The sequence below is a fragment of the Fodinibius salipaludis genome, from assembly GCF_002287075.1.
In the GTDB taxonomy this organism is placed as follows: Bacteria; Bacteroidota; Rhodothermia; order Balneolales; family Balneolaceae; genus Fodinibius; species Fodinibius salipaludis.
The window spans coordinates 192092-214999 of the sequence record NZ_NSKE01000002.1 but is presented as its reverse complement, the minus strand read 5'-3'; the positions used below and the strand labels follow the sequence as shown (position 1 = coordinate 214999).

The following is a 22908-nucleotide window of genomic DNA, read 5'->3' as shown; positions in this document are numbered from 1 at the left end:
TGTTGTAAATTGATGTAAGGTTAACTGGGAGCTGGGTTATTGAAAGCTTATTTTCTTTTTTGAACGTTAAATGTGTAATCAAAAAAAATATTGTAGATGAAGAAGTCTGAGTTACGCGCCCGCCAAGCCCCACTAAAGGAAAAATATAAGACCAATCCCGAAGAAGGTGAATATACGCTGCATGTTGAGGGTAAGCTGGGAGAAGATATCGCATGTTTTGTTCCGACTGATGCCGGTGAAGCAGAAGCAGGATTACATCCGGCTACTGGGGGAGATGGTTCGCAAGCCTGCTCGGGCGATATGTTGCTGGAAGCATTGGTGGCTTGTGCCGGAGTAACGTTAAAGTCGGTAGCTACGGCTATGGAAATTGAGATCGGAGAGGGTACGGTTAGAGCGGAAGGCGTGCTTGATTTTCGGGGTACGCTGGCCGTATCTAAAGAAGCACCAGTGGGTTTTAAATCCATTACATTGAACTTTGAGTTAAATACAGCAGCCTCGGGGAAAAGAATAGAAAAGCTTATTGAATTAACGGAACGGTACTGCGTAATTTATCAGACGTTAAAAAATAGTCCCGAGCTGAATACGAGTGTTACGATTCAGTGATCTCAATAGTGTATTTACTACAACTTTATATAATCGGCGGGGTCTTGTTGGTAAAATTCTTTGAACTGGCTGTACAATTGGGGATGTTTGCTTTTTAGTTCTTTCGGTTTTTCGAAGAACAGTTCGGTGACTACAGCAAAAAACTCTGCCGGATTGGTAGCTCCATATTCATCGATAAGGGTCTGCTGGTTTTGCTTGATGGATGTAAGAAATTGTTGGTATTCATTGCCTAAGATCCGAGCCCAGGATAAAAAATGGGATTCGCCATAATCCTGTTCGATCTGGTCGGTAGCCCCGTATTCGTAGTCCAGCTGGTGGGCAAATTCGTGAAATACGAGGTTTTGTCCGTCGTGGATATCGGAGGCTCCCTGTTGGACCTCATTCCAAGCTAAAACAACATAGCCGTGTGACCATGCTTCGCCGTGGCGTTGTTCAAACCCTTCCTCAACAAAAATACCGTTATTCCGTTGTTTTACTTTGGCTACATATGTTTTGGGGTATACAAGCACCGATCGTAAATCCTCATAAAAGTAGGAGAGGTCTTCCGTTCCCAGTAGAAGGATAGACGCTTGGGCAGCAATGCTAATTCGAATTTCGTCTGTGATTATAAGACCGGCGCATCCTTCAAAACGTTTTTCGTACAGAAAAATTTTTGTTAATCCGACCAGCTTTTTCTGAAGATGAGCTGGTAAATGATGGTAGTAGGGAACGTGCTTTTTTAGAATCGCAAGCTGGTTATCCGAAAAGCCTTTCTTTAACAGACGTTTACGCCGCCATTTTTTAAACCCGAACATGGCATTGCCGGTTACATGTTAACCTTGTAGGTGCCTTTATACTTGCGTTCCAGCTCGCGTCGGGTATCTCGTTCTTTAATATCTTCACGTTTATCATGTTTTTGCTTACCGCGTGCCAGACCCAGTAAAATTTTGGCGTAACCTTTTTTAAAATAAAGTTTAAGAGGTACAATGGTGTATCCCTTTTGGGAAACAGCTTTATCAAGTTCAGCAATTTCTCTTTTGTTCAGCAGCAGTTTGCGTTCACGTCGCTCATCGTGGTTGGTGTATGAAGCCTCTTTATACGGTTTAATATACATATCCCGCAAAAATACCTCTCCATCTTGGAGGTACGCAAAAGACTCGCTAAGGCTGGCATTACCATCGCGAAGTGATTTAACCTCACTTCCCCGTAAAACGATACCGGCTTCGTAGGTTTCTTCGACATGATAGTCGTGTCGTGCTTTACGGTTTTTTATCGTTGGATTGGAGTTGTTAGACATGTTTTAGGATGTAAGGATTTTAAGCTTCAAGTGTCTTACTAAGTTAGCAAAGCTAAAGCTATCAGCGTTCAGCTATCAGTTAACTTATTAAAAATAGGGGCCATGAAAAATTTTAGAAATTTAAAAATATGGGAAAAGAGTCATAGCTTAACACTGGATATTTATAAATTCACTTCTTCATATCCTAAAGAGGAATTGTATGGTTTGATAAGTCAAATGCGTAGATCCTCGGCCTCAATTCCTTCAAATATTGCTGAAGGCTGTGGCAGGAATACCCAGCCACAACTTGCACGTTTTTTAAACATTGCGTTTGGTTCGGCTTCGGAATTAGAATACCAGTTGATACTGAGTAAAGATTTAGAATTTATTGATAAAAAAACGTTTAAAATATTGCTCAAAAAAGTAACCGAAATTAAGCGTATGCTAGCGTCATTACTAAAAAAAGTACAGGCTGATAGCTGAACGCTGACAGCTTTACTTAATAATCAAACCCCAACTTATTCAGCTCCGCAACGATATCTTCACCGGGCGATTTTTCGGGCATAGTGTTGTAAATACCCATAATTTGTTGGATCTCTTTTCGTGCTTTCTCATTGTCAGGATTTAATTTAAGCACCTCAATAAATTGTTCCAGCGCAGAGGTCATTCGGTCGCGCATGGTACTGTCTTCAGGACCCCGATACTCCAAGTACAGTCCATAATTGAGATATGTTTTTTCTTTGAGTTTGGGCAGGTCCGCATCTGTTTGTTCGGGATTGGCATTATCTAAGATATCCAAAGCCTGGGTATAGTTGTCATCGGCAATGAGCTGATTTACCCGTTCAGATACATTTTCAGGAGTTTCGTTTGAGCATGAAATAAAGAGTAGGGCAACAAATGAGAGTAATAGATAACGCATCAAATAGAGAGATTAGGTTTTTGCGGTTAAAAGCGAGTAAAGATAACGATTTTTAAATTAAATACAGTGGGTTGGGACTGATGCAGAGCACGAAAATAGCCATACTGAGCCATCCCAGAAATTTTCGGGTTGGGTCAAGCTCGCGTTCACGCAGTGCCGGAGGGTGTTCAACTCCAACAAAATAAGCGATAAAAAATGACCAGACGACCCAGATTAGTGATCCTGCGGTTGTAAGGTTCCCAACAACGAAAAATAAATATAAGGCTGTTACACCAAGTGAGGCTGTAAATACCGGTATTATCCACTCGAAGTCGTTTCGGAAGGCTTTCCGCAGCAGCATCATTAATACGCCGCCCCAAATGATCCAGCTTAGCAGCCCATAGGGATAAGAAAATTCACCAAGCGACAAATGGATAAAAGGCACTGCTTCAGTTCCTCCCAGCGTAATAAGCACAGCAAAAAAGATCCGTGCTACGATTTTGTGCTTTTCAAATCCGATGAGGGAGTAGAGTATATGTCCACCGTCGAGCTGACCAATAGGTGTTAGATTGAGGGCCGTAAAAAAGAGTCCCAGCCATCCCGCAAATAAAAAAGGGTAGTGGTACATTTCCCACATAGGCGGTACATTTTCAAAAAAGGAAGCCAGTAGACCATAAAGCAGCGTATCTCCAACAATCAAAACCTTACCGTTGGTTTCTTGTAATGGATTATCGGGAAATACCCCGTATTGGGCGACGTATTCTTTGACTGCTTCGTGACCTGCGAAATTTTGGATGAATGAGGGATCGGGCAGGGTTGAAAATCCGTATAGTAAAACCCCCAGAGAGACGACAAAACCGGCCAAAGGGCCAGCAACGCCTACATCAAACATTTTATAAGTGTCGTTAATTTTCTGTTTGATACGGATGACAGCTCCAACGGTACCAATGCCCAGTGGAATAGGAATAAAATAGGGCAGTGTAACTTTAATATGATGATAGAGAGCAGCAAAATAGTGGCCAAATTCATGCACACCCAAAAATCCTAAAAGGAGTCCGGAGAAAAGAAGTCCGCGATAAAAGTCAGATAAAGAAGGAAGTGCTAAGGGAAATGGTGCGGGATTAAAGCCTACAAAGCTGGCGCCGGCCAGCGAAACGGTAAGAACGGTAATTAGAAATAAAGATAAATGTTTGGTTACCGTTTTGGAATCAAGATCGCGCTGCATAGTTTCCCAAATAGTGGGTTTGGCTGTAAAGTCACTGATTTGAAATCCGGTTGTCTCGGTGGTGGGTTTGTTATCCAAAGGTGCTGCTCTGTTTTTAGGATTCTCTTGCTATGGGCATGGTCATACATCGGGCGCCGCCGCGACCGCGACAGAGTTCATGACCTAAAAAGCTGATGGCAATTTTTTTGCCTGTAGGGTCAAAGGGAGTATCGTGGTATTCTTCAATAAATTCATATTGATTCATCAGTTGATATCCATGTTCCTTCAACTCGTTAAAGGTGTTTGTGTTTCGTTCGTAGCCTACAATAATACCGGGCGCTATTGCAAAAACGTTAGCGCCGTCGGTCCATTGTTCGCGAAATTGATTGGTGCGTTGATTTCCTCCGCAATTGATGAACGTTAAGTCGCGATCCAATAATTCCTCAAGTGCTGTTTTTAATGAGGGTTTGGATTCCGAAATAATAGAACCATTTTGGGATCGCAGGGCAACTACGTTGTTACTGCGTACGGTGATAGCTGGAGGAAAAGCCACGCATTCGTTCTCGCTGGCAAAGGTAAAAATAGTATCAAGATGCATGGAAGAACGCTGCTTGGGGATGTCTACGGCAAGAACATGTTCAACGCCTTGCTGCAGTAACCCTTCAGTGGCATTCATCAATCCGCTGAATGAGGTCCGTTCACTCATACCAATAAGCACAACTTTATCAGAGGCAACAAGTACATCGCCCCCCTCAATGGATTCTTGGTCCGAAATTTTTATAGTCTTTTCTTTAATATCAGCAAAGAGCGGATGAAATTTGATCAGTGTTTCCATGAGCACCGCTTCCCGAACGCGGGCTTTTTTAGCCGGACGTGATAAGAGAATACTCTCGTTGACAACGGCAGCCAGATCCCGGGTAAATAAGAGGTTGGGCGTGGGATGCATATTAAAGTTGGGAATAGAAGGTGTTGCCCCGTCAATCACAAAGCGAAGCAGTTCGCCCCCCGAAAGGGCAAGCAAATTTTGTTCAATAGCTTTAAGATTTTCTTCCGGCATACGGGTGATTAGCTTCTCAATGAAATATCCGCGAGCATCTTCAGTATCAAGAGCTTGGCCAAACAGATCCGTAATTTCATGAATTTCCCCATCGGCAGGCATAGCCGCTTTGAAAATTTTGAGCATCTCCAGGTGTTCCTTACGAGCGTCACTTTCAAAAATGATATCATCAAAAAGGAGCTCGTCTTTGAGCTCAGGGTTTACCAGCGAAACCTCTTTGCCGGGAGTGTGGACAATAACGCTTTTTAATAATCCGGTTTCGGACGTAACGGATAGCTTCATGAATATTTTTATTGAATAGATTAAAAAATTGGTCGATAAGCTTATTACATAAGGCCAAATATACGTTTTGAACGGGCAATATTTAAATTGAGATTTAGGTAGATAATTCAAAAACTTTTTCTCTATTTTGTTCGCACGATTTGACGGTCAAAGCTGTTTCCAAATACTAATCAGATGGTAAATAGAATTTATCCTTAAAATAATGTCAGCTAAAAAGTCAGAAATAGAATCTCTTGTTTATTTATTGGATGATCCCGATCCCTTTGTAAAATCAGAAGTTCGCAATCGCTTGTTTGAGCTTGGGGAAACAGCCGTGCCATTGCTCGATCAACAGAAAAGAGAGACCAATGATGCAGAAGCGCGGGAGCTTATCAATGAGATTATTCAGCATATTACCTTCGGAAGTGTAGAGCAGGATTTTATGGATGTGCTCGACGGTGGGCTTTCGAATATGGAACAGTTGGAGAATGCGGTGTTTATTTTATCGCGATTTGATAATCCTACACTGCGCGAAAGAGAGTACAAGAAGAAACTCGATCGTTTTGCTGACATGATTGCCGATGATGTGCGCTATTCGCTCAGCCAGACACAAAAAATGCACAAAGTGCTCAATTTTGTGTTTGAGGATCTGGAGTTTAGTGGAAGCACGAATGACTATTATAATCCATACAATTCTTATTTGAATCGCGTAATTGACCGGCGACAAGGGTTATCTATTTCGCTGGCCCTAATTGTGCTGTTTATTGGCCGGCGCCTGGATCTTCCATTTTATGGGATCAACATGCCGATTCATTTTATGATGAAGTATAAAACGGCGAACGAAGAAATTTTGATTGATCCTTTCGATCATGGAAAAGTAGTTACGTACGATCAATGTTATTACTTTCTAAAACAGAACGGTGTAGAGCCCAAAAGTAAACATTTTTCGACCAGCACTGAGGAGGATATCCTTGCTCGATGTATCCGGAATCTTATTAACAGTTATGAAAAGCAGGATAAGCTGGATACGGCAGAAAGCCTAAAAAAGCTATTGAATACCGTAGAGATTATGGTTCGTTGAGAAATTTTTACGAAATTTAACCGTAATCATATTTTGAACTCTGTATATAATTGATGAAATTACAAGGCGCCTTTTTAGGCGTCTCTCTTGATGAATAGTGGAGGCCCTACCTTGATCGGTGGGGTCTTTCTTTTTTAAGCCAGTCTTTATGGGAAAGCGATCATTTTAGAGTTTAAACCCAAACGCATCTTTCTCTTCGTTGGTAAACTCAAAAGGATTGATTTGCTCTGCCAGATCGTAAAATGAAATCGCCTCTTCTTTATTACCGCTAAATTTGTGAATATCACCGGCCAGTTTATACAGCATTGGATTTGCAGGAGCGTGCCCCATCAATTCTTTAAGCATAGGTATAGCCTCATCAAGATCTTTGTTTTCAACGAGGATAGCTAAACGATACAGGTCGGCGCGAAGCGATTCATTTTGCGGCTTAAGTTGATTGAGGTAGTGCTTACAACGAGAATATATATTGCGGTTGAAATAAAAGCGCACCAGTTGATAAATAAGTGATGCAGGAATATCAATATTGTTGAGCTTATCTTCGAGGTGACGCATAATTTCGCGCTCTTCCATCACCATAAACAGGTGGACAAGCTTGCAGAGCGTTTCCTCATCGTGCTGGGTTTTTAGGATTTCTGTTTTTAATTCATCGGTGAAAAGCTGCTCGAACTGCTGTTGGACTTTGGGCTCCGGGAATAATGGATTTACGAGATCATCCAGTGCCAACAGCTGATCAAATGTACTGAGCGATTTTAGTTCATCTTCAGAAAAGACTTCGATATTCCATTTTTCATTAAAATAGGAGACATTTTGCCAGTACTGTTCGCTTTCGGTATCCAGATCCAGCGAAAATGTGGTAGTACCAAAGTGGTGCTTAACCTGAATATGCGGAGCAATACCGACTTTAAAATCCTTGGATCGAGCTTGAAAGCAGAGATCAATATCCTCAAAAAATGCCAGTTGGAAGGTCTCATCCATCTCTAAATTCGCATCTGTACGAAGCATCATACAAAAACTGTCAAGATATTCTGCACGAATAATATCGGAACTGTCTTCTTGAATGTTCTGGGATGCTTGATCAGGATTGAGGGTTTTATTTGTTGTGGGTCCTATAATAGCGTATTCGGGCTGAGACTCCATCAAATCCCGAAGCTGTGTAATAGCGTCGTCAACAAACTCGATGTCGTTGTGGATAATACAGGCATATTCTCCGTTCACTTTTTCCATCGCTTGGTTCACAGAGGCAGCAAAGCCCGCATTCTTTGTGTTGGTGATGACCCGGCAGTTTAAGAAGTTTCGTTCTTTGAGCTCATCCAGGTAGTCGTGTGTGTTATCCAGGCTGGCATTGTCAATGACAATAAGTTCGAGTTGAGAGGTGTCGCAATGTTCCGAAACCGAAAGAAGGCAGTGTTCGAGGGCGGGCTTGCCATAGGTAGTCGTTGGGATAATCAGACTTGTGGTAACATCTTCAGGCTCGGATGGCTGAGTTGTTTCAGTAGTTGGTTGTTGTTTGGGCTTTTCTTTTTCTTCTTTCTCTTTTTGCTTTTGTGATTTTGAAATCTGGTGTTTGAGCTCTGATGCCTCTACGTATCGACGCTTTTTTTCCAGGATTTTAATTTTGAGATTACGGGCCCCACTGTGACTTGGATTGTTTTCCAGCACTTCTTCAATACGTTCCAGCGCCGAGTTAAATCGCCCCTCCTGTTTCATCTGCACTGCTTCGTTAAGTAGGTCGTTGTCGTAGGATTTTTTTGATTTTACGGAGAGGTTTTGAAGGGTTTTAAGGATTGTTTCTCGCATTTGTCCACCGTAATCGGCACGGCGAAGAAGGGTCAACAGCAGTTCTTGCCGAATATTGAAGTCGGGTTCGGGAGCTTCAAAAAGGCTACTTGGAGCAAACCAGCTTTTTGTACTTTTGATCGATGAGATATCACCGAGCCGGGCAGCCAGCTCAAGTCCGTGAAACTCCTTTAGGTAAGGATTGAAGAACCTGTTGCCAGTTGAGAGGGCTGATAAATCCCAGATAAAAGAGCCGTTCTGTGGCCAGTTCTTTTGTTGAAGAAGGTTGATCCACTCTTTATATCCAGTGGGCAGCTCATGATTTTGAAGTGCCAGCACACTGTTGGTTGATTCAGTGAGTTGTTCCAACCGTAGGCTTAATTGTTCGATGTCAATATCAGAGATGGTCAGGGGTGCCCAGAAGAGTCGCCCATTCCGTTGCGATAAAATCTCATTCAGCGAATTGCCCAACCCTATCGGCTTTTCGTGGGTAAAATAGAAGGTTTGTTCGTGCTGGTAGTAGTCCAGAACCGATTGAATAACTTCATCACTGTTATCGTTGGATCCGTCATCAATAAGGAAAAGTTCAAAAGGGATACCCTCTATTTCATAGAGCGATGTCAGCGTGGACTCGATAACATCCCGATGATTTTGCACAACAACGGATACCGTAAGCAGCGGCTTTTTGGGCATAACTATGCAACTCGAAAGTGATTATTAATTTGCTGAAATATACGAGGTGATAGATAAAAGGCGAAAAGTATTCGTTAGCGCCCAAGTGTAAGGAGGACAAAGGTTTTAGAAACAACTCAATTTATTGTATATATTTTTCATACTAATTTTTCAAAATTTAAAAGATAACTTAGCGTCAATTTTTATGAATACTATTAAAAAGAGAGTGCTGGTTTTATTTACTATTACAGTAATAACTTTTCTGCAAGGATGTGGTTCGCTGGAGACCACTTCGGGTGACCGTTCTATTACATATGAGCATGATTTTAATACGATGGTGGAAACGGTGGAACAAGCCATTCGTAGTAGTTCGCTCAATATAGGTTTTGCTCAAAAGTCGGATGAGGGAAATAAATATACCATTATTTTTAATTCTCAGGCGGCTGTTAATGATCAGTCTGTTCAGCAGGATCAGGGAAAAGTCGTTGTAGAGCGTCTTGGAAAGAATCAGACCAAAATAATTATAACAAATCCTGAGTATCACTATTCAGTACCATCGCATCAACGCGAGAAATATGACAGAAGACTAAAGAATCGAATTGATGATATATTGGATGATTAACATTTGGTTGTGATACGGTAATTGATTTCTAAAATGTGTTTTTTTGTAACAAGTAGGTTCATTGGAACTCCTGTATAACTTAATGGTATGTGGGAAAGGTATGTTCTTGCAGTTCCGAGTCAACAAAAAAAGATAGGAATTGAAAATAATTTAGGGCTGAGTAATGGCCACGGAGAATGATTCACGTATTTCCAGTGAGGGAATGGATAAAAAGATTGAGAAAAGCAGCTGGGGCAAGAAACAGCTGGGGATGATCATCACGGGGGTGGTTATTCTGTCGGCTTTTGTATACAGTTTTGGTTTTATGGATGCACGGTCGTCCTTAAATGTGGATCGAGCTACAATAAATATCAGTGCCGTTCAGCAAGAACCTTTTCAAGAGTTTATCCAGGTTACGGGTACAGTACAGCCTATCCAGACGATGTACTTGGACGCAGTAGAAGGTGGAGTGGTTGATGACATTTATGAAGAGTTTGGAGCGATGGTAGAGCAGGGAGACACGATTGTGGTCCTTTCCAATTCTGATTTACGTCTCAATGTGTTGCAACAAACCTCTGCTATATATGACCAGATCAACCAAACGCGAAATTCTCGTCTCAATATTGAGCAGAATACACTGAGTCTGAAAGAGCGATTAGCACAGGCAGAAAATCAGCTGGAAATAACGAAATCGAATTTCGAACGCGAGAAGAAGTTGTACGAGCAAAATCTTATTGCCGAGCAGCAGTTTCTGGAGACGCAAGAAAACTACGACTACCAGCAAAAGCGGTATGATTTGATCTATGAATCCTTTAAGCAGGACTCTATTAAGTCAAGCCAACAACTTCGCCAGATTGATCAGTCGCTGGAGCGGATGTGGACAAGTTTGGAAGCGGTACAAAATATTTTAGATCGCCTGGTGGTGATGGCCCCGATATCGGGACAGCTATCTACCATTGAGCTTAATCCCGGGCAATCTATTTCATCCAGTGAGCGGATTGGGCAAGTCGATATTTTGGATAACTACAAAGTTCGTGTACAAATAGATGAGTATCATCTTTCCAGAGTTACAACGGGTCTGAAAGGTACGTTTGATTATAACGGTAATACCCACCAGCTGGAGATTACCAAGGTATATCCGGTTGTGGAAAACGGACAGTTTAAGGTAGATATGGAATTTACCGAACAGGTTCCCGGTGATCTTACTCGCGGACAGACACTCCGCATTCAGCTTATGCTCGGGGAATCGGGATCTACATTAGTATTGGATAGAGGCGGATTTTATCAAAAGACCGGTGGTAATTGGGTATATAAAATTACAGAGGATGGCGATAAAGCGGTAAGGCATGACATCCGATTGGGGAGACAGAACCCAAATTATTTTGAAGTCCTATCTGGGCTGGATGAGGGCGATCGTGTGATAACATCTAATTACGGTTCTTTTGGCGAAAATGAGGTTCTAAATTTAGAATAATGATGCTAATAATTGAAACCTTAATACATTAGACTATGATCAAGACAAATAATCTTAAAAAGGTATATACCACTGATGAAGTTGAAACAACAGCTCTTAATGGCATAGATCTGGAAATAAGTGAAGGAGAGTTTTGTGCTATTATGGGTCCATCGGGATGCGGGAAGTCGACGCTGCTAAATATTTTGGGGCTGCTTGATAATCCCACAGAAGGCACCTATCAATTTCTGGATTATGAAGTGTCTGATAAGTCAGAACGCGAGCGAGCCCGACTCCGCAAAGGAAATATCGGCTTTGTTTTTCAGAGTTTTAACCTGATTGACGAGCTTACCGTTTTTGAAAATGTAGAGCTCCCACTGCTGTATCTGGGGATGCCCGAAGATGAACGTAAGGAAAAGGCGGAAGCTGCTATCGATCGCATGAATATGATACACCGTCGTAATCACTTTCCGCAGCAGCTCTCCGGTGGTCAGCAGCAGCGCGTAGCTATTTCTCGAGCAGTTGTAGCGAACGCTAAATTAATTCTGGCCGATGAGCCAACAGGAAATCTGGATTCCGACCACGGAGATGAAGTGATGAAGCTTTTGGCAGAGCTTAACGACCAGGGCACGACTATCGTGATGGTGACTCACTCTCCACACGATGCGGGTTATGCCGAGCACACAATAAACCTTTTTGATGGACAAATAGTACAAGAAGAAGTTGAGGACGGATTTCACGTGTAGGTTGTAGAGAGGGTATAAAATTGCCGCCAATAAACTATTGGGAGACTTGAAGCATCCATTATGTTGAAAAACTACATCAAGACGACGCTACGGAATTTTAAGCGCCATAAAAGTTATACGGCTATTAATATTTTCGGATTTGCTCTTGGAATGGCGTGCTGTATTCTCATCTCGCTGTATGTAAATGAAGAGCTGAGCTTCGATACCTTTCACGAAATGTCTGATCGTATCGTTGTCGTAGGAACCGAAGGCGATATGTGGGGGAAAATGCGGGCAACTCCTTATCCGTTAGCTGATGCTATGGTTGAGGAAATGCCGGCCATAGAAAAAGCGACTCGGGTTTCTATAACCGGTGATTTACTTCTTAGCGATACAGAGCAGAACTTTGTAAAAATTGATAATGCAAAATATGTAGAGCCAGATTTTTTTGAACTCTTTTCCTTTGATTTGTTACAGGGTCATCCCCAAGAGGCACTGAAGACACCGAATAATATTATACTTACGCCCTCAGCAGCAAAAAATATCTTTGGGCGATCTGATGATTTAATTGGTCAACGGATATATTGGCAGCGAAGCGATACCGTTAAGGTTTTACAGGTAGCGGGTATTGTAGAAGAAGCTCCGGCCAATTCAACTATGCAATATGATGTGCTTTTGTCATATAAAACGAGACCTGCGGCAGCAAGGGATATCTCATCGTGGAGAGGGTTTTCACCCCATACATATGGTTTGTTAACATCAACGGAGGCTGCAAACTCGCTTTCAGATCAGTTTGATGAGTTGGTGAAAGCTCATTACGAAGTATCGGAAGGCAAAGAACCTGATCAATCTTTTTTTAGTTTACCATTGGAAGAATTGCACCTGTCAGAACTTAGCAACAATAGCGGTTTTACGGGTAATAGAGCATATCTGTATCTTTTTGGTTCTGTAGCCCTTTTTATTTTGGGTATTGCGTGCGTAAACTATGTTAACTTAGCTACGGCACGTACTTCTATCCGAGTTAAAGAAGTGGGAGTTCGTAAGACATTGGGAGCTTTTCGAACCCAATTAATTAGTCAGTTTTTGGGCGAATCAGTCCTGATAAGTATAAGCTCATATGTTATAGGTGGAATAATTTCGATATTGGCTCTTCCTTATTTTAATCAGTTATTTGGGACGGAACTTCATTGGCAGACTGATATCAGCTTTTTGCTTTGGCTCTTACTGGTGGCATCAATTATAGGTGTTTTGGCTGGATTTTATCCGGCATTATATCTGTCTCGGTTTGCACCAGCTTCAGTATTACGCAATAAGTTTAAGAAAGGAAGTTCTGCTTCGTGGCTCAGAAAAACGCTTGTGGTTATACAGTTTACTTTGGCAGTTATACTTATCATTAGTGCATTAGTTGTTTATCAGCAGCTAAGATATACACAAGAAAAGGATCTGGGTTTTGACGGAGAGCAAGTGGTATCTGTACGTTTGCCCAATAGTACAGCATGGGATACCAGAGAAAACCTCAAAGATCGATTGCGTGGATACTCCTCTATTCAAGAAGTTTCGATAGTGAGTAGTATGCCTGGTGGATTTAATCTAAGGTTAGGATACAAACCAGAAACCATCTCATCACAGGTGAAAACAGATTCAAATGAACCAATTATTTTTGCTCCAACCGTGGTGGACTATGAATTTTTAAAAATGTTAGATATTGATATGGTTGCTGGTCGCTATTTTTCAAAGGATTTATCTGCTGATCGTAATCAGGCATATGTGATTAATGAAAAAGCAGCTACCGCCTTGGGCTGGATGCCTGACGATGCTATAGGTAAAAACGTTAATTTTAGAGAAGAGGGAAAAATAATTGGGGTAGTTGAGAATTTTCATATTACATCACTGAAAGAAGAAATTGAACCTGTAACTCTTCAGCTTTTTGAACCAACGTCCTGGAGTACGGTTGGTAATTTATTAGTCCAGTTATCGCCGGATAAAATTACAAATGGATTGGAAATTATTGAGTCAGAGCTTAAAGAGTATGCGCCCAGCCAACCATTCGACTATGAGTTCTTGGACAAAAAATTTAAAGCAATGTATAAAACCGAATTTAGGTTGGGACGCATTGTGGTTCTTTTTACAATTATTGCGATTATTATTGCCTGCTTGGGGTTATACGGTCTATCGGCATTTGCTGCTGAGCGTCGTACCCAGGAGATTGGTATTCGAAAAGTATTAGGTGCAAGAATTGGGAGTATCGTAGCTTTGCTTAGTAAGGATTTTTTAAAACTTGTTCTTTTGGGATTTATACTTGCCGTACCTGTTGCCTAGTATGTGACGAATAAATGGTTACAGAATTTCGCTTATCGCATTGATATTGGATACGGAATTTTTCTGATTTCAGGATTAATTGCCGTAGGTATTGCTTTGGCAACAGTTAGCTGGCAAGCAATGCGAGCCGCATCAATTAATCCTGTAGAAAGTCTACGTAGCGAATAACTTTTGATAAAGATTAAAAACAAGTAACAGGGAACCATATCAAAGAGCAGATGGTATGAGTGACATAAGGACTAAAAGTAGATTTGAATATGATTCATGATAAGTAAAGTTAAATCCTTTTTACCAATTCTCTTTTTGTTAGGTGTTTCCGGTTTAGGTAAAGCAGAAGTTCACCCCGATTCTGTATCCCTTCAGCAAATTCAACGAAGCGCTTCTTCCATTAACTCCGTTACCAGCTTGTTGATTCAGCAAGACGGTGGGCAGTTAGCCGAATTCTATTTTAACGGGATGGAAGAAGGCGAAACGACGAATATCAAATCTGCCTCAAAAAGTATTATTTCGCTGTTGGTAGGCATAGCCGCAGAAGAAGGATATATCGAGTCAATAGAGCAACCCATCCGACCTTATTTTGAGGATTATTTTAACGCCAATCCTGATTCTATAAAGGAAACGATCACGATTAAAGATTTGCTAACGATGCGATCCGGTTTGGAAACCACCAGTTTTCACAACTACGGACGCTGGGTAATAAGTAATAACTGGGTTGAATTTGCCTTGGATCAGCCGCTGGAAAAACAGCCCGGCGGTGATATGGCCTACAGTACCGGTACCTCGCATTTGTTGTCAGTAATTGTAAGTAAGACTACAGGAATGAGTACCAAGTCGTTTGCAGAAAAGCAGCTTTTTGGGCCGATGAATATAAAGGTGGGCGGATGGGATCGCGACCCGCAAGGGTATTATATGGGCGGAAATAATATGGCGTTAGCTCCTGGGGATATGGTTAAAATTGGCCAAATGATGTTGAATGATGGCGTTTATAATGAGAAAAGAATTATATCCAGGGATTGGATTGTCGATTCATTCAAAACCTATACCCGCAGTAATTTTAATCCCTACGATTATGGATACATGTGGTGGAATAAACTGGTTGGCGGATACAAGGTATATTTTGCCTGGGGATTCGGGGGCCAGTATATCTTTATGATCCCTGAACTTGATGCCACCATAGTGTTAACCGGTGCGCTCGATAATGCAACGCAGTCTCGCAGCTATAAAGAGCCGGTTTTTAATCTGCTACGCGAACAGATTATTCCCTACCTGCAATCTTCAAAATAATAGTTCATTAAATTGTTTTAAGACAGGGCCAATTTTGTAACAAATGGGGGTGCTGTAGCTCTTCTTGATATAAGATCGGCAATATTCTTGAGAGGTAATTGAGTTTTAGAAGTTTAAAAGGCTATGATTAAAAATTATTTGAAGATTGCTTTTCGTAATTTGGGCAAGCGAAAGGGGTTTACATTTATTAATGTATTGGGATTAGCAATAGGCATTGCCAGTTGTCTGCTTATTGCAGCTTATGTGTTGCATGAGCTCAGTTATGATCAGTTTCATGAAAAGTCTGATCGTATATACCGCGTAACACAAACAACGGAAACTTCCTCCAAGAACGAATCCGGTGCTACTACGCCTTTCCCCGTAGGGCCGACATTACAAAATGATTTTTCGGGTCAGATAGAAAAAACGGTTCGCTTTTTTGATATGCAGGAAGAAGTACGAACTATTCTGAATGCCCAGACCGAAGAATCATTCCGTGTGGACCATTTCTATGTGGTAGATTCTACTTTTTTTGATGTTTTTTCTGCTGATCTTGTCCGAGGAAATCCAAAAACAGCGCTTGATGAGCCGAGGTCGGCGGTAATTACTGAAGAGCAGGCTCGTCGCTTTTTTGGGGATGAGAATCCTATCGGCAAACAGTTGATTTTTAAAGGGGTCGAAGAGTTTACAGTTACCGGAGTGATGAAAGCTTTGCCTGAAACTTCACACTTCCAGGTTGATATGCTGGTATCGTTTAACAGCTTACCGGAGTTGTATGGGTCACGTGAATTTTTGGAGCGCTGGTTCTGGAATCCCTGCTGGACATATGTGTTGCTTAAAGACGGTGTTGCCCCGCAAGAGTTGGAGTCGCAATTCTCGGGTTTTGTAGATAAAAATTATGCTGATCGCGAAAAGGGAGAAACAATTACGTTAAGTCTGCAATCGCTCACTGATATCCACCTATACTCCAATCTGGACCAAGAGATGGAAGCCAATGGGTCTATTTTTTATGTGTATCTGTTTTCGGTAGTGGCGGTACTGATCTTGGTTATTGCAGGCATTAACTTTATGAATTTAAGTACCGCTCGCTCCACCGAAAGAGCCCGGGAGGTTGGAATACGAAGGGTGCTGGGAGCACAACGAGGGCAGCTTTTCGGGCAATTTATGGGAGAGTCGATGTTAATGACAGGGTTAGGATTTTTGATGGCACTCTTTTTGGTCTATCTGTCATTACCTTGGTTTAATAAATTTTTGAATATCCCGTTGGGAGCTGAAGTTATAATGAATGGGAAGGTAATTGCCGGGTTACTAATTTTATTTGTTATAGTCGCTTTGCTCGCGGGATTATATCCAGCGCTATACTTATCTGGGTTTAAACCGGTATCTATTATGCATGGATCTAAGAGTACGCAAAGCGGTGCGGGAGAAAAATTGTTGCGTAAGGGGTTGGTGGTATTTCAATTCACTCTTTCTGTGGTTCTGATTATTGGTACTCTTATCGTCTATTTGCAGCTGCAACACATGCAGGATAAAAAAATGGGTTTTGATCAAGAGCAGGTTGTAGTAATGCCGATTACACAGACTCTTATCGCCTGGGAGTTTGATCAGTTTAAAGAAAAAGCGCTTAAGAGTCCGCATATCACGGGGGTTACCGGAATGAGCAAGATTTTGGGATCTGATAGGCAGATCTTTTCAAAATATTCGCCTGCGAACCAGCCCGATGCACCGCCTACAAATATGACACTCCATGTAAGGCACGATTTCCTTGAAACGTACGGTATTGAATTACTGGCCGGGCGGAGCTTTTCCCGAGATTATCCTGCCGATGCAGAGAATTCTATCCTGATTAATAAATCGATGTTGAATCAAATTAATGCCCAAACACCGCGCGATGCGTTGGGAGCACGATTCTATTATACAACTGCAGAAGACGAGCGCAAACCTTTTGAAGTGATTGGCGTTGTTGATGATTTTAATTACACCTCCATCAAGAAAGAGATTTCTCCGCTGGTCATTAATCTGGTAAAGGAAGGACGTCCGACCGTTAGAAATATTGAATTTGCCACGGTGAAACTGGCAGCGGGAAGTACTCAAAATGGGATCGAAGATCTCAGAGCTACCTGGAAAGGAGTCAACCATATAGATCCGTTCACATACTTTTTTCAAGATGAAAAGCTAAAAGAAATTTATAAGTCTGAAGCACAAATGAGCAGCGTCTCTGGCTTTTTCACCCTGTTATGTATTTTAGTGGCCTGTCTGGGACTTTTTGGACTTGCTTCTTATACGGCCTCCCGACGAACAAAAGAGATTGGAATCCGCAAAACCCTGGGGGCAAGCGTTCCCAATATTGTCGCACTTTTATCGAAGGATTATCTGAAGCTTATTGTGATTTCAAATATTATAGCTTGGCCGGTTATCTATTATTTAGTAGTTCAGTGGTTGCAGGAGTTTCCCTACCGAATAGAGTTGGGATGGAACCTTGCAGCTATCTTTGTGACGGTAGGAATTGTTACAATCGGTATCGGTCTGTTGACCGTAAGCTATCAATCCTTGCGTGCGGCTCTTATTAATCCAGTTGATAGCATTCAACAAGAGTAGTTTTTACATCTTCTCATGTAGATATTACAGTAGCGTTTATCATTCAAAAAATGTAAAATATACCTCGGGAGGTTTTAAATGGATAAAAAGGAGAGAGGGAGCTATGAATCAGAAAGAGATAAAGAACAAGGGGCAGGGCGCTTTATTTGATAATAATGTGCTTGAATTGATGACCAAAGCACCGGCTCCTGTATCGGCAACAATCTATATCAGTATTGTTTTCGGATTGCTATATATCGGCTATATAAAAGGGATGGCGACTTCGTTTGGAACCGCGGTCGCCGTTTTCTTTGGGGCCATGATTTTCTGGACCTTTTTTGAATATCTTTTTCATCGGTATATCAATCATCTTGATGAGTATTTTCCGAATTCAAAAGTTGCCCATGCAATAGCTCATACGATTCACGGGATTCATCACGAATACCCGCGGGACAAAGAACGACTAATGATGCCGCCCATTCCCGGGCTGATTATCGTTGGATTACTCTATCTGGCCTTTTCACTGATTTTAGGTGATTGGGTATATGTGTTTATGCCGGGATTCATGACCGGTTATCTTATATACGTCTCGGTACACATTGCTGTTCACAAACGAAAAGTACCGAAAGTGTTAAAAACAAAATATAGGCATCATGCCCTGCACCATTACAAATATCCGGATAAGGCCTTTGGGGTTTCTACAACGTTCTGGGATCGTATTTTTGGAACTATGCCGCCGGAAAAGTAGATTCAAAAGAACGGTATTTGATGCTGTTCCGTTGAAGACGATAGACGGTGTTAATGTTATAGCTAAAATTTTCGCATGGGAATCCGAAAATATCATCTTGGTTGTACCGGTTGGAGCCTGAAAGATTGGGTCGGTAATTTTTTTACCGATGATGCCAAACCGGACGACTTTCTAAAACAGTATTCCTCAGTTTTTAATGCCGTAGAGGGGAATACGACCTTTTACAATATCCCTTCGAAAGAGACTCTGACAAAATGGAAAAGGGCTACGCCGGACGGATTTAAATTCTGTTTTAAGTTTCACCGGTCAATAACCCATGAAAAACGTCTGGATGATGTTGAGGATGATATTCTAAACTTTATTGAGACTTTTGATCCCATTGCAGATCGGTTGGGACCATTTCATATTCAGCTCCCACCCAATTTTTCTTCGGATGAATTTTTACGGCTGGAAAACGCAGTTAGCCTTTTGCCCAGTTCCTATCATTATGCCGTAGAGGTTCGGCATCCCGACTTTTTTAATCACGGCCGCCAGGAGCATCGCTTGAATCGACTGCTTAAAAGCTACAGTATTGATCGGGTAATTTTTGATACGCGGAAATTGCACGCCATGAAATCCGAGGAAACCTCGGTACTCAAAGCAAAAAAGAAGAAGCCAAAAGTACCAGTGCGATTTGATAATACAGCGGCTCGTCCTTTTGTGCGTTTCGTGGGATCTAACGACCCCGTTGGCAATGAACCTTATTTAAAAGAGTGGGCAATCGTGGTCGCCGATTGGATTAAAGAGGGCCTGCATCCCTATGTGTTTATCCATACGCCCGATAAAGTAAGTCAGCCCAAAAATGCGCGACGATTTCACCAACTATTGTCTGATTTAGTTGAAATTGACCCGATGCCCGCCTGGCCTATAGACCGGCAAAGTAAACAGATGAATTTGTTTTAAATAGTACTAAGACTTTACAAAACTTGGAAAGTCTATTTGGTAGGGTGATATATGCCCGAAAGTTCCTTATCTTTACAGGCTTTTTGAATATCCAACTCTGAGATTATTTCATGTCCAAGACCAAAACAAAACGTCAGCAAGAAATTATAGAAGAGGCCAAGCGCCGGCGTACGTTTGCAATTATTTCGCACCCTGATGCGGGTAAAACAACGCTTACCGAGAAGTTGCTTCTGTATGGTGGGGCGATTCACGAAGCGGGTTCTATCCGTCAGCGTAAGGCTAACCGATATGCGGCTTCCGACTGGATGGCTATTGAGAAGGAGCGAGGAATTTCGGTGACGTCATCGGTACTTCGATTCGAAAAAGACGGCATTAAATTCAATCTGCTGGATACACCGGGCCACAAAGATTTTTCTGAGGATACCCTGCGGACACTCGTTGCTGCCGATACCGCACTTATGGTAATTGACGTTGCCAAAGGAGTTGAGGAGCAGACCGAGAAGCTGTTCGAAGTTTGTAAGATGCGAGAAATTCCCATTATCACCTTTGTAAATAAGTGTGATCGACCCGGATTGGAACCGCTGGAAGTCATTAGCAATATTGAAAATCAGTTGGGCATTGAGCCTGTTCCCGCTTCCTGGCCGTTGGGCTACGGGCGTGACTTTCAGGGTATTTATGATCTGATCGGCAAGAAACTGCATCTGCAGAAAAAGGAAGAACACGGGGCAAAAAAGGCCGAAACGGAATTGTACGATTTGGAAGAGGGAATTGAAGAAGCGCGTCTCTCTGATTTTGACAAGGAGAAATTTCGCGAAGAAGTGATGCTGACCGAAGACATGATGGAGATGATGGATGATGAGGCTTTTGCCAACGGTAAGGCCACGCCTGTATTTTTCGGTTCAGCACTTAATAATTTTGGACTGGATGTGTTTCTGGATTACTTCTCAGAGCTGGCGAATCCTCCGCAGCCGTATCAGGATGAAAGCGGTGAAGACCGTGACCTCGATCGTGGATTCTCTGGTTTTGTTTTTAAGATGCAAGCCAATATGAATCCCGATCACCGCGACTGTGCGGCCTTTTTTCGTATTACATCCGGAAAGTTTGAGCGCGGACTTCAAGTCACTGAAAGTAATACGGGCAACAAGGTAAAAATGTCGACACCACATACGCTGATGGGTGACGAGCGTAATATTTTGGAAGAAGCTTATCCCGGAGATGTAGTGTCGTTATTTAATCCCGGTTCGTTCCGCATTGGGACAACGATTTACAGCGATGATCCTGTTAAATTTGATGTTATTCCACTCTTTACGCCCGAGCACTTTATGAAGGTTTCAACCAAAGATCCCTTTAAAAGAAAGCAGTTGCGTGAGGGACTCAAGCAGCTGGCCGAAGAGGGGGTTGTACATGTTTTTGAGGTTCCCGATGGCGTTGGGAATGAGCTATTGCTGGGAACGGTTGGCGCCCTTCAGTTTGATGTGGTAAAACATCGTATGTCAACGGAATATAATACCGAGCTGCATATGAATTCTGTTTCGTATCACGCGGCGCGCTGGCTGAGTGATGATCAGGAGGTTAGCGATAAGCTGGAGAGCAGCTATTCTACCCACGTGACCACGGATATGGAAGGAAATCCTATTGTACTGTTTGACAGCAAATATGCATTAAACCAAGCCGAGGAGAAAGTAGGTGCCGAGAACCTCTTCAAGTTTAAGCAAGGTTGATTATAGTCATGGTATTTGAGTAGTGAAATATGAACTATAACATACTCACTACTCATGACTCAATACTCAAATCTATATTACTTTCCTCCGTTTGCCTTCAGGTCTTGAATACAAGCTTCATCAAGAGAAGGAACATCTCCACTTATATTCTGGAAAATATCACCGGTTTGTACCGACGGTGCCATCAAGCATTCATCGTTTGTACAATGGGCGCTATCCTCCGTTTTATGATCGGATTGTGTAGGAGTACCGTTACCGACTAATCCCATGTTATGGCCAACTTCGTGGCGTAATACTGTATTTTCAACCTGTTGTTCGCTGGGACTTGTAGGGTCAGAACTGCTTATGTTGTCGATTGTTTCTCCAAACAGAGCCATTGAGGTATTCCAATAAGCAATTCCCAATACATTAGGATTATCACTGAGCTCGCCATCGACAACTACAATATAGGCGTGGAGCGTACTACCACTGGCTTCGGTATAATTATCACGCTCATCTTCTTCAATAGTTGTGATCATTTCTGTGGAATAGGGGCCATCGCCTCGGGCAGGAATTTTGCTGGTATTGATGGTAATACTGTTTTTGTTGAGTCGATTATTTAAGAAGGATTCTAAGCTATCAATTGCTCCTTCTGTTGGTTTATATCCCTCCATATAGTCAAGTTCAATTTCGATATTGCTATAGGTATCACTTTGTAAGAAGTGTTCGGCCGACTCTCCGGTTCCTGCTTTGCTGTTAAACTCTTCTTGTGACGGATCACCTGGATCAGTACTGGAATCTGAACAGCTATAAATGAAGATGGCCAGCGAAAAACAAAGAATAAAGACTGATACTCGTTTAAATAATCTCATAACGCGGATATTTGTATAAAATGCGGTTTAAGTTAATGTGAGTTAGTTTTTATGAATCTCATTACTCAGAACTCAATACTACTTGCCCCCGTTACCTCTTAAGTCTGCAATGCAATTTTCATCCAGGGAAGTAATTTCTTCATCTCCTACGGTATTGCCAATTAAGTCGGTGGTTTGTGTAGCATAATACATCAGGCATTGGTCGTTATCACAGTGATTACCCTGATCTTGATCTCGGTGCGGCTCCTGCATTTCGGTGCCCGAATTGGGAATATCGACAAGTCCGAAGAGGTGTCCAAACTCGTGTCGGAATGAGATGGCTTCTACTCGATAGCGGGAGATTGAGCCGGGACCACTGCTGGCCTCGTCGTAAGCCGGGCCAAAGAAAGCGTTTGAAGTATTATAATAAGCAATTCCCATCAGCTCACGCTCACTGTATTCGCCATCAACAATCATAAAATAGGCTGCCAGCGTATCACCCTCCGAAAAAGTAGATCGTTCTTCAGATTCGATATCTCTAACATCGTTAGCACTGTATGAATCCTGGTTTCGTGATTCGATTTCGGTGGGCTCTTTTATTGTGATGGAATTTTTGTGAAGCCGCTGTTTGAAAAATGTTTCAAGGCTGTCAAGGGCTTCCGCATTTGGCTCATAGCCCGGCATGTAATCCACTTCTACAACCAGATGTGTAAAGTTAGAGTCAGCCAGAAAATCATTGGCAGAAGTCCCGGGATTTTGCACATGTGAATAGGATTGTTCAGATTCTTCATTTTTAGGCCCTGTTGAATCCAGGCAGGATTGTAAAATAAATGCGATAAAAATTGCTATAATTAGGGCTGGCAAATATGATCTGCTTCGCTTCATAAAACAGTCTAAATTATTAACAATTCGTGAACACTTG

The 22908-nt window shown here is 42.0% G+C and carries 20 protein-coding genes; 12 read left to right on the top strand and 8 right to left on the bottom strand.

Translation table 11 applies throughout. The annotated features are described in order from the left end of the window. Nucleotides 1–96: 96 nt before the first annotated feature. On the top strand, nucleotides 97–603 hold the full coding sequence (locus tag CK503_RS03375) for an OsmC family protein (RefSeq protein ID WP_095605380.1): 507 nt from the start codon (nucleotides 97–99) through the stop codon (nucleotides 601–603). Nucleotides 604–620: 17 nt separating this feature from the next. On the opposite strand, the gene CK503_RS03370 is transcribed toward CK503_RS03375, so the two are convergent. Next, on the bottom strand, nucleotides 621–1397 hold the full coding sequence (locus tag CK503_RS03370; RefSeq protein WP_095605379.1) for a M90 family metallopeptidase: 777 nt from the start codon (nucleotides 1395–1397) through the stop codon (nucleotides 621–623). 11 nt (nucleotides 1398–1408) lie between these two features. Continuing rightward, nucleotides 1409–1879 (bottom strand): SsrA-binding protein SmpB, encoded by a 471-nt coding sequence (smpB, locus tag CK503_RS03365; protein ID WP_095605378.1) that lies wholly within the window; start codon nucleotides 1877–1879, stop codon nucleotides 1409–1411. A gap of 102 nt (nucleotides 1880–1981) precedes the next feature. Between smpB and CK503_RS03360 the strand changes: the two genes are divergently transcribed. Further along, complete coding sequence (locus CK503_RS03360) at nucleotides 1982–2341, top strand: four helix bundle protein (protein WP_095605377.1); 360 nt, start codon at nucleotides 1982–1984, stop codon at nucleotides 2339–2341. Between the two features lie 16 nt (nucleotides 2342–2357). Here CK503_RS03360 and CK503_RS03355 read toward each other — a convergent pair whose 3' ends face one another. Genes CK503_RS03355 through CK503_RS03345 form a run of 3 tightly spaced genes read right to left on the bottom strand, consistent with a single transcriptional unit; the run spans nucleotide 2358 to nucleotide 5299 of the window. Then, entirely contained in the window at nucleotides 2358–2777 is a 420-nt protein-coding gene (locus CK503_RS03355) for a hypothetical protein (protein WP_095605376.1), read from the bottom strand. Between the two features lie 52 nt (nucleotides 2778–2829). Beyond that, complete coding sequence (locus tag CK503_RS03350; protein WP_095605375.1) at nucleotides 2830–4059, bottom strand: site-2 protease family protein; 1230 nt, start codon at nucleotides 4057–4059, stop codon at nucleotides 2830–2832. Between the two features lie 16 nt (nucleotides 4060–4075). Continuing rightward, a complete protein-coding gene (locus CK503_RS03345) occupies nucleotides 4076–5299 on the bottom strand; it encodes an arginine deiminase (protein WP_095605374.1) in 1224 nt (407 codons plus the stop codon). Between the two features lie 202 nt (nucleotides 5300–5501). Here CK503_RS03345 and CK503_RS03340 point away from each other — a divergent pair, with 202 nt between their 5' ends. Next, nucleotides 5502–6359, top strand: coding sequence for a transglutaminase family protein (locus CK503_RS03340; protein WP_095605373.1), 858 nt, complete (start codon nucleotides 5502–5504; stop codon nucleotides 6357–6359). A 165-nt stretch (nucleotides 6360–6524) separates the two neighbouring features. Here CK503_RS03340 and CK503_RS03335 read toward each other — a convergent pair whose 3' ends face one another. Then, nucleotides 6525–8828, bottom strand: a complete 2304-nt coding sequence (locus tag CK503_RS03335; RefSeq protein ID WP_095605372.1) for a glycosyltransferase family 2 protein — start codon at nucleotides 8826–8828, stop codon at nucleotides 6525–6527. A gap of 184 nt (nucleotides 8829–9012) precedes the next feature. On the opposite strand from CK503_RS03335, the gene CK503_RS03330 reads away from it, so the two are divergent. The 9 genes from CK503_RS03330 to CK503_RS03290 all read left to right on the top strand — a co-directional run bounded on the left by CK503_RS03330 (nucleotide 9013) and on the right by CK503_RS03290 (nucleotide 21156). Then, the gene (locus tag CK503_RS03330; protein ID WP_095605371.1) at nucleotides 9013–9429 is read left to right on the top strand and encodes a hypothetical protein; all 417 of its coding nucleotides are present in this window, start codon (nucleotides 9013–9015) and stop codon (nucleotides 9427–9429) included. 163 nt (nucleotides 9430–9592) lie between these two features. After that, nucleotides 9593–10882 carry an efflux RND transporter periplasmic adaptor subunit gene (locus CK503_RS03325; RefSeq protein WP_095605370.1) on the top strand — a complete coding sequence of 430 codons (1290 nt, stop codon included), beginning with the start codon at nucleotides 9593–9595 and terminating at the stop codon, nucleotides 10880–10882. Nucleotides 10883–10917: 35 nt separating this feature from the next. Beyond that, nucleotides 10918–11607 (top strand): ABC transporter ATP-binding protein, encoded by a 690-nt coding sequence (locus tag CK503_RS03320; protein ID WP_095605369.1) that lies wholly within the window; start codon nucleotides 10918–10920, stop codon nucleotides 11605–11607. 60 nt (nucleotides 11608–11667) lie between these two features. Beyond that, on the top strand, nucleotides 11668–13905 hold the full coding sequence (locus CK503_RS03315) for an ABC transporter permease (protein ID WP_095605368.1): 2238 nt from the start codon (nucleotides 11668–11670) through the stop codon (nucleotides 13903–13905). A 264-nt stretch (nucleotides 13906–14169) separates the two neighbouring features. After that, nucleotides 14170–15189, top strand: coding sequence for a serine hydrolase domain-containing protein (locus tag CK503_RS03310; protein WP_095605367.1), 1020 nt, complete (start codon nucleotides 14170–14172; stop codon nucleotides 15187–15189). 123 nt (nucleotides 15190–15312) lie between these two features. Then, a complete protein-coding gene (locus CK503_RS03305) occupies nucleotides 15313–17766 on the top strand; it encodes an ABC transporter permease (RefSeq protein ID WP_095605366.1) in 2454 nt (817 codons plus the stop codon). Between the two features lie 103 nt (nucleotides 17767–17869). Continuing rightward, a complete protein-coding gene (locus CK503_RS03300; RefSeq protein ID WP_095605365.1) occupies nucleotides 17870–18493 on the top strand; it encodes a sterol desaturase family protein in 624 nt (207 codons plus the stop codon). A 75-nt stretch (nucleotides 18494–18568) separates the two neighbouring features. Then, nucleotides 18569–19435 carry a DUF72 domain-containing protein gene (locus CK503_RS03295; protein WP_095605364.1) on the top strand — a complete coding sequence of 289 codons (867 nt, stop codon included), beginning with the start codon at nucleotides 18569–18571 and terminating at the stop codon, nucleotides 19433–19435. Nucleotides 19436–19545: 110 nt separating this feature from the next. Next, a complete protein-coding gene (locus CK503_RS03290) occupies nucleotides 19546–21156 on the top strand; it encodes a peptide chain release factor 3 (protein WP_095605363.1) in 1611 nt (536 codons plus the stop codon). 77 nt (nucleotides 21157–21233) lie between these two features. Here the strand turns inward: CK503_RS03290 and CK503_RS03285 are convergent, their stop codons facing one another. Continuing rightward, complete coding sequence (locus CK503_RS03285) at nucleotides 21234–22007, bottom strand: membrane metalloprotease (RefSeq protein WP_095605362.1); 774 nt, start codon at nucleotides 22005–22007, stop codon at nucleotides 21234–21236. A gap of 78 nt (nucleotides 22008–22085) precedes the next feature. Next, nucleotides 22086–22871: a M12 family metallo-peptidase gene (locus CK503_RS03280; RefSeq protein WP_095605361.1), complete on the bottom strand. Its 786-nt coding sequence runs from the start codon at nucleotides 22869–22871 to the stop codon at nucleotides 22086–22088. Nucleotides 22872–22908 lie beyond the last annotated feature (37 nt).

What these genes read in the sequence shown, in the direction of transcription:
- CK503_RS03335 (WP_095605372.1), bottom strand. Translation starts at nt 8,828, where the DNA reads ATGCCCAAAAAGCCGCTGCTTACGGTATCCGTTGTTGTGCAAAATCAT.
- CK503_RS03345 (WP_095605374.1), bottom strand. Translation starts at nt 5,299, where the DNA reads ATGAAGCTATCCGTTACGTCCGAAACCGGATTATTAAAAAGCGTTATT.
- CK503_RS03285 (WP_095605362.1), bottom strand. Translation starts at nt 22,007, where the DNA reads ATGAGATTATTTAAACGAGTATCAGTCTTTATTCTTTGTTTTTCGCTG.
- CK503_RS03305 (WP_095605366.1), top strand. Translation starts at nt 15,313, where the DNA reads ATGATTAAAAATTATTTGAAGATTGCTTTTCGTAATTTGGGCAAGCGA.
- CK503_RS03355 (WP_095605376.1), bottom strand. Translation starts at nt 2,777, where the DNA reads ATGCGTTATCTATTACTCTCATTTGTTGCCCTACTCTTTATTTCATGC.
- CK503_RS03300 (WP_095605365.1), top strand. Translation starts at nt 17,870, where the DNA reads ATGAATCAGAAAGAGATAAAGAACAAGGGGCAGGGCGCTTTATTTGAT.
- CK503_RS03330 (WP_095605371.1), top strand. Translation starts at nt 9,013, where the DNA reads ATGAATACTATTAAAAAGAGAGTGCTGGTTTTATTTACTATTACAGTA.
- CK503_RS03340 (WP_095605373.1), top strand. Translation starts at nt 5,502, where the DNA reads ATGTCAGCTAAAAAGTCAGAAATAGAATCTCTTGTTTATTTATTGGAT.
- CK503_RS03280 (WP_095605361.1), bottom strand. Translation starts at nt 22,871, where the DNA reads ATGAAGCGAAGCAGATCATATTTGCCAGCCCTAATTATAGCAATTTTT.
- CK503_RS03325 (WP_095605370.1), top strand. Translation starts at nt 9,593, where the DNA reads ATGGCCACGGAGAATGATTCACGTATTTCCAGTGAGGGAATGGATAAA.
- CK503_RS03295 (WP_095605364.1), top strand. Translation starts at nt 18,569, where the DNA reads ATGGGAATCCGAAAATATCATCTTGGTTGTACCGGTTGGAGCCTGAAA.
- CK503_RS03370 (WP_095605379.1), bottom strand. Translation starts at nt 1,397, where the DNA reads ATGTTCGGGTTTAAAAAATGGCGGCGTAAACGTCTGTTAAAGAAAGGC.
- smpB (WP_095605378.1), bottom strand. Translation starts at nt 1,879, where the DNA reads ATGTCTAACAACTCCAATCCAACGATAAAAAACCGTAAAGCACGACAC.
- CK503_RS03375 (WP_095605380.1), top strand. Translation starts at nt 97, where the DNA reads ATGAAGAAGTCTGAGTTACGCGCCCGCCAAGCCCCACTAAAGGAAAAA.
- CK503_RS03290 (WP_095605363.1), top strand. Translation starts at nt 19,546, where the DNA reads ATGTCCAAGACCAAAACAAAACGTCAGCAAGAAATTATAGAAGAGGCC.
- CK503_RS03360 (WP_095605377.1), top strand. Translation starts at nt 1,982, where the DNA reads ATGAAAAATTTTAGAAATTTAAAAATATGGGAAAAGAGTCATAGCTTA.
- CK503_RS03310 (WP_095605367.1), top strand. Translation starts at nt 14,170, where the DNA reads ATGATAAGTAAAGTTAAATCCTTTTTACCAATTCTCTTTTTGTTAGGT.
- CK503_RS03320 (WP_095605369.1), top strand. Translation starts at nt 10,918, where the DNA reads ATGATCAAGACAAATAATCTTAAAAAGGTATATACCACTGATGAAGTT.
- CK503_RS03315 (WP_095605368.1), top strand. Translation starts at nt 11,668, where the DNA reads ATGTTGAAAAACTACATCAAGACGACGCTACGGAATTTTAAGCGCCAT.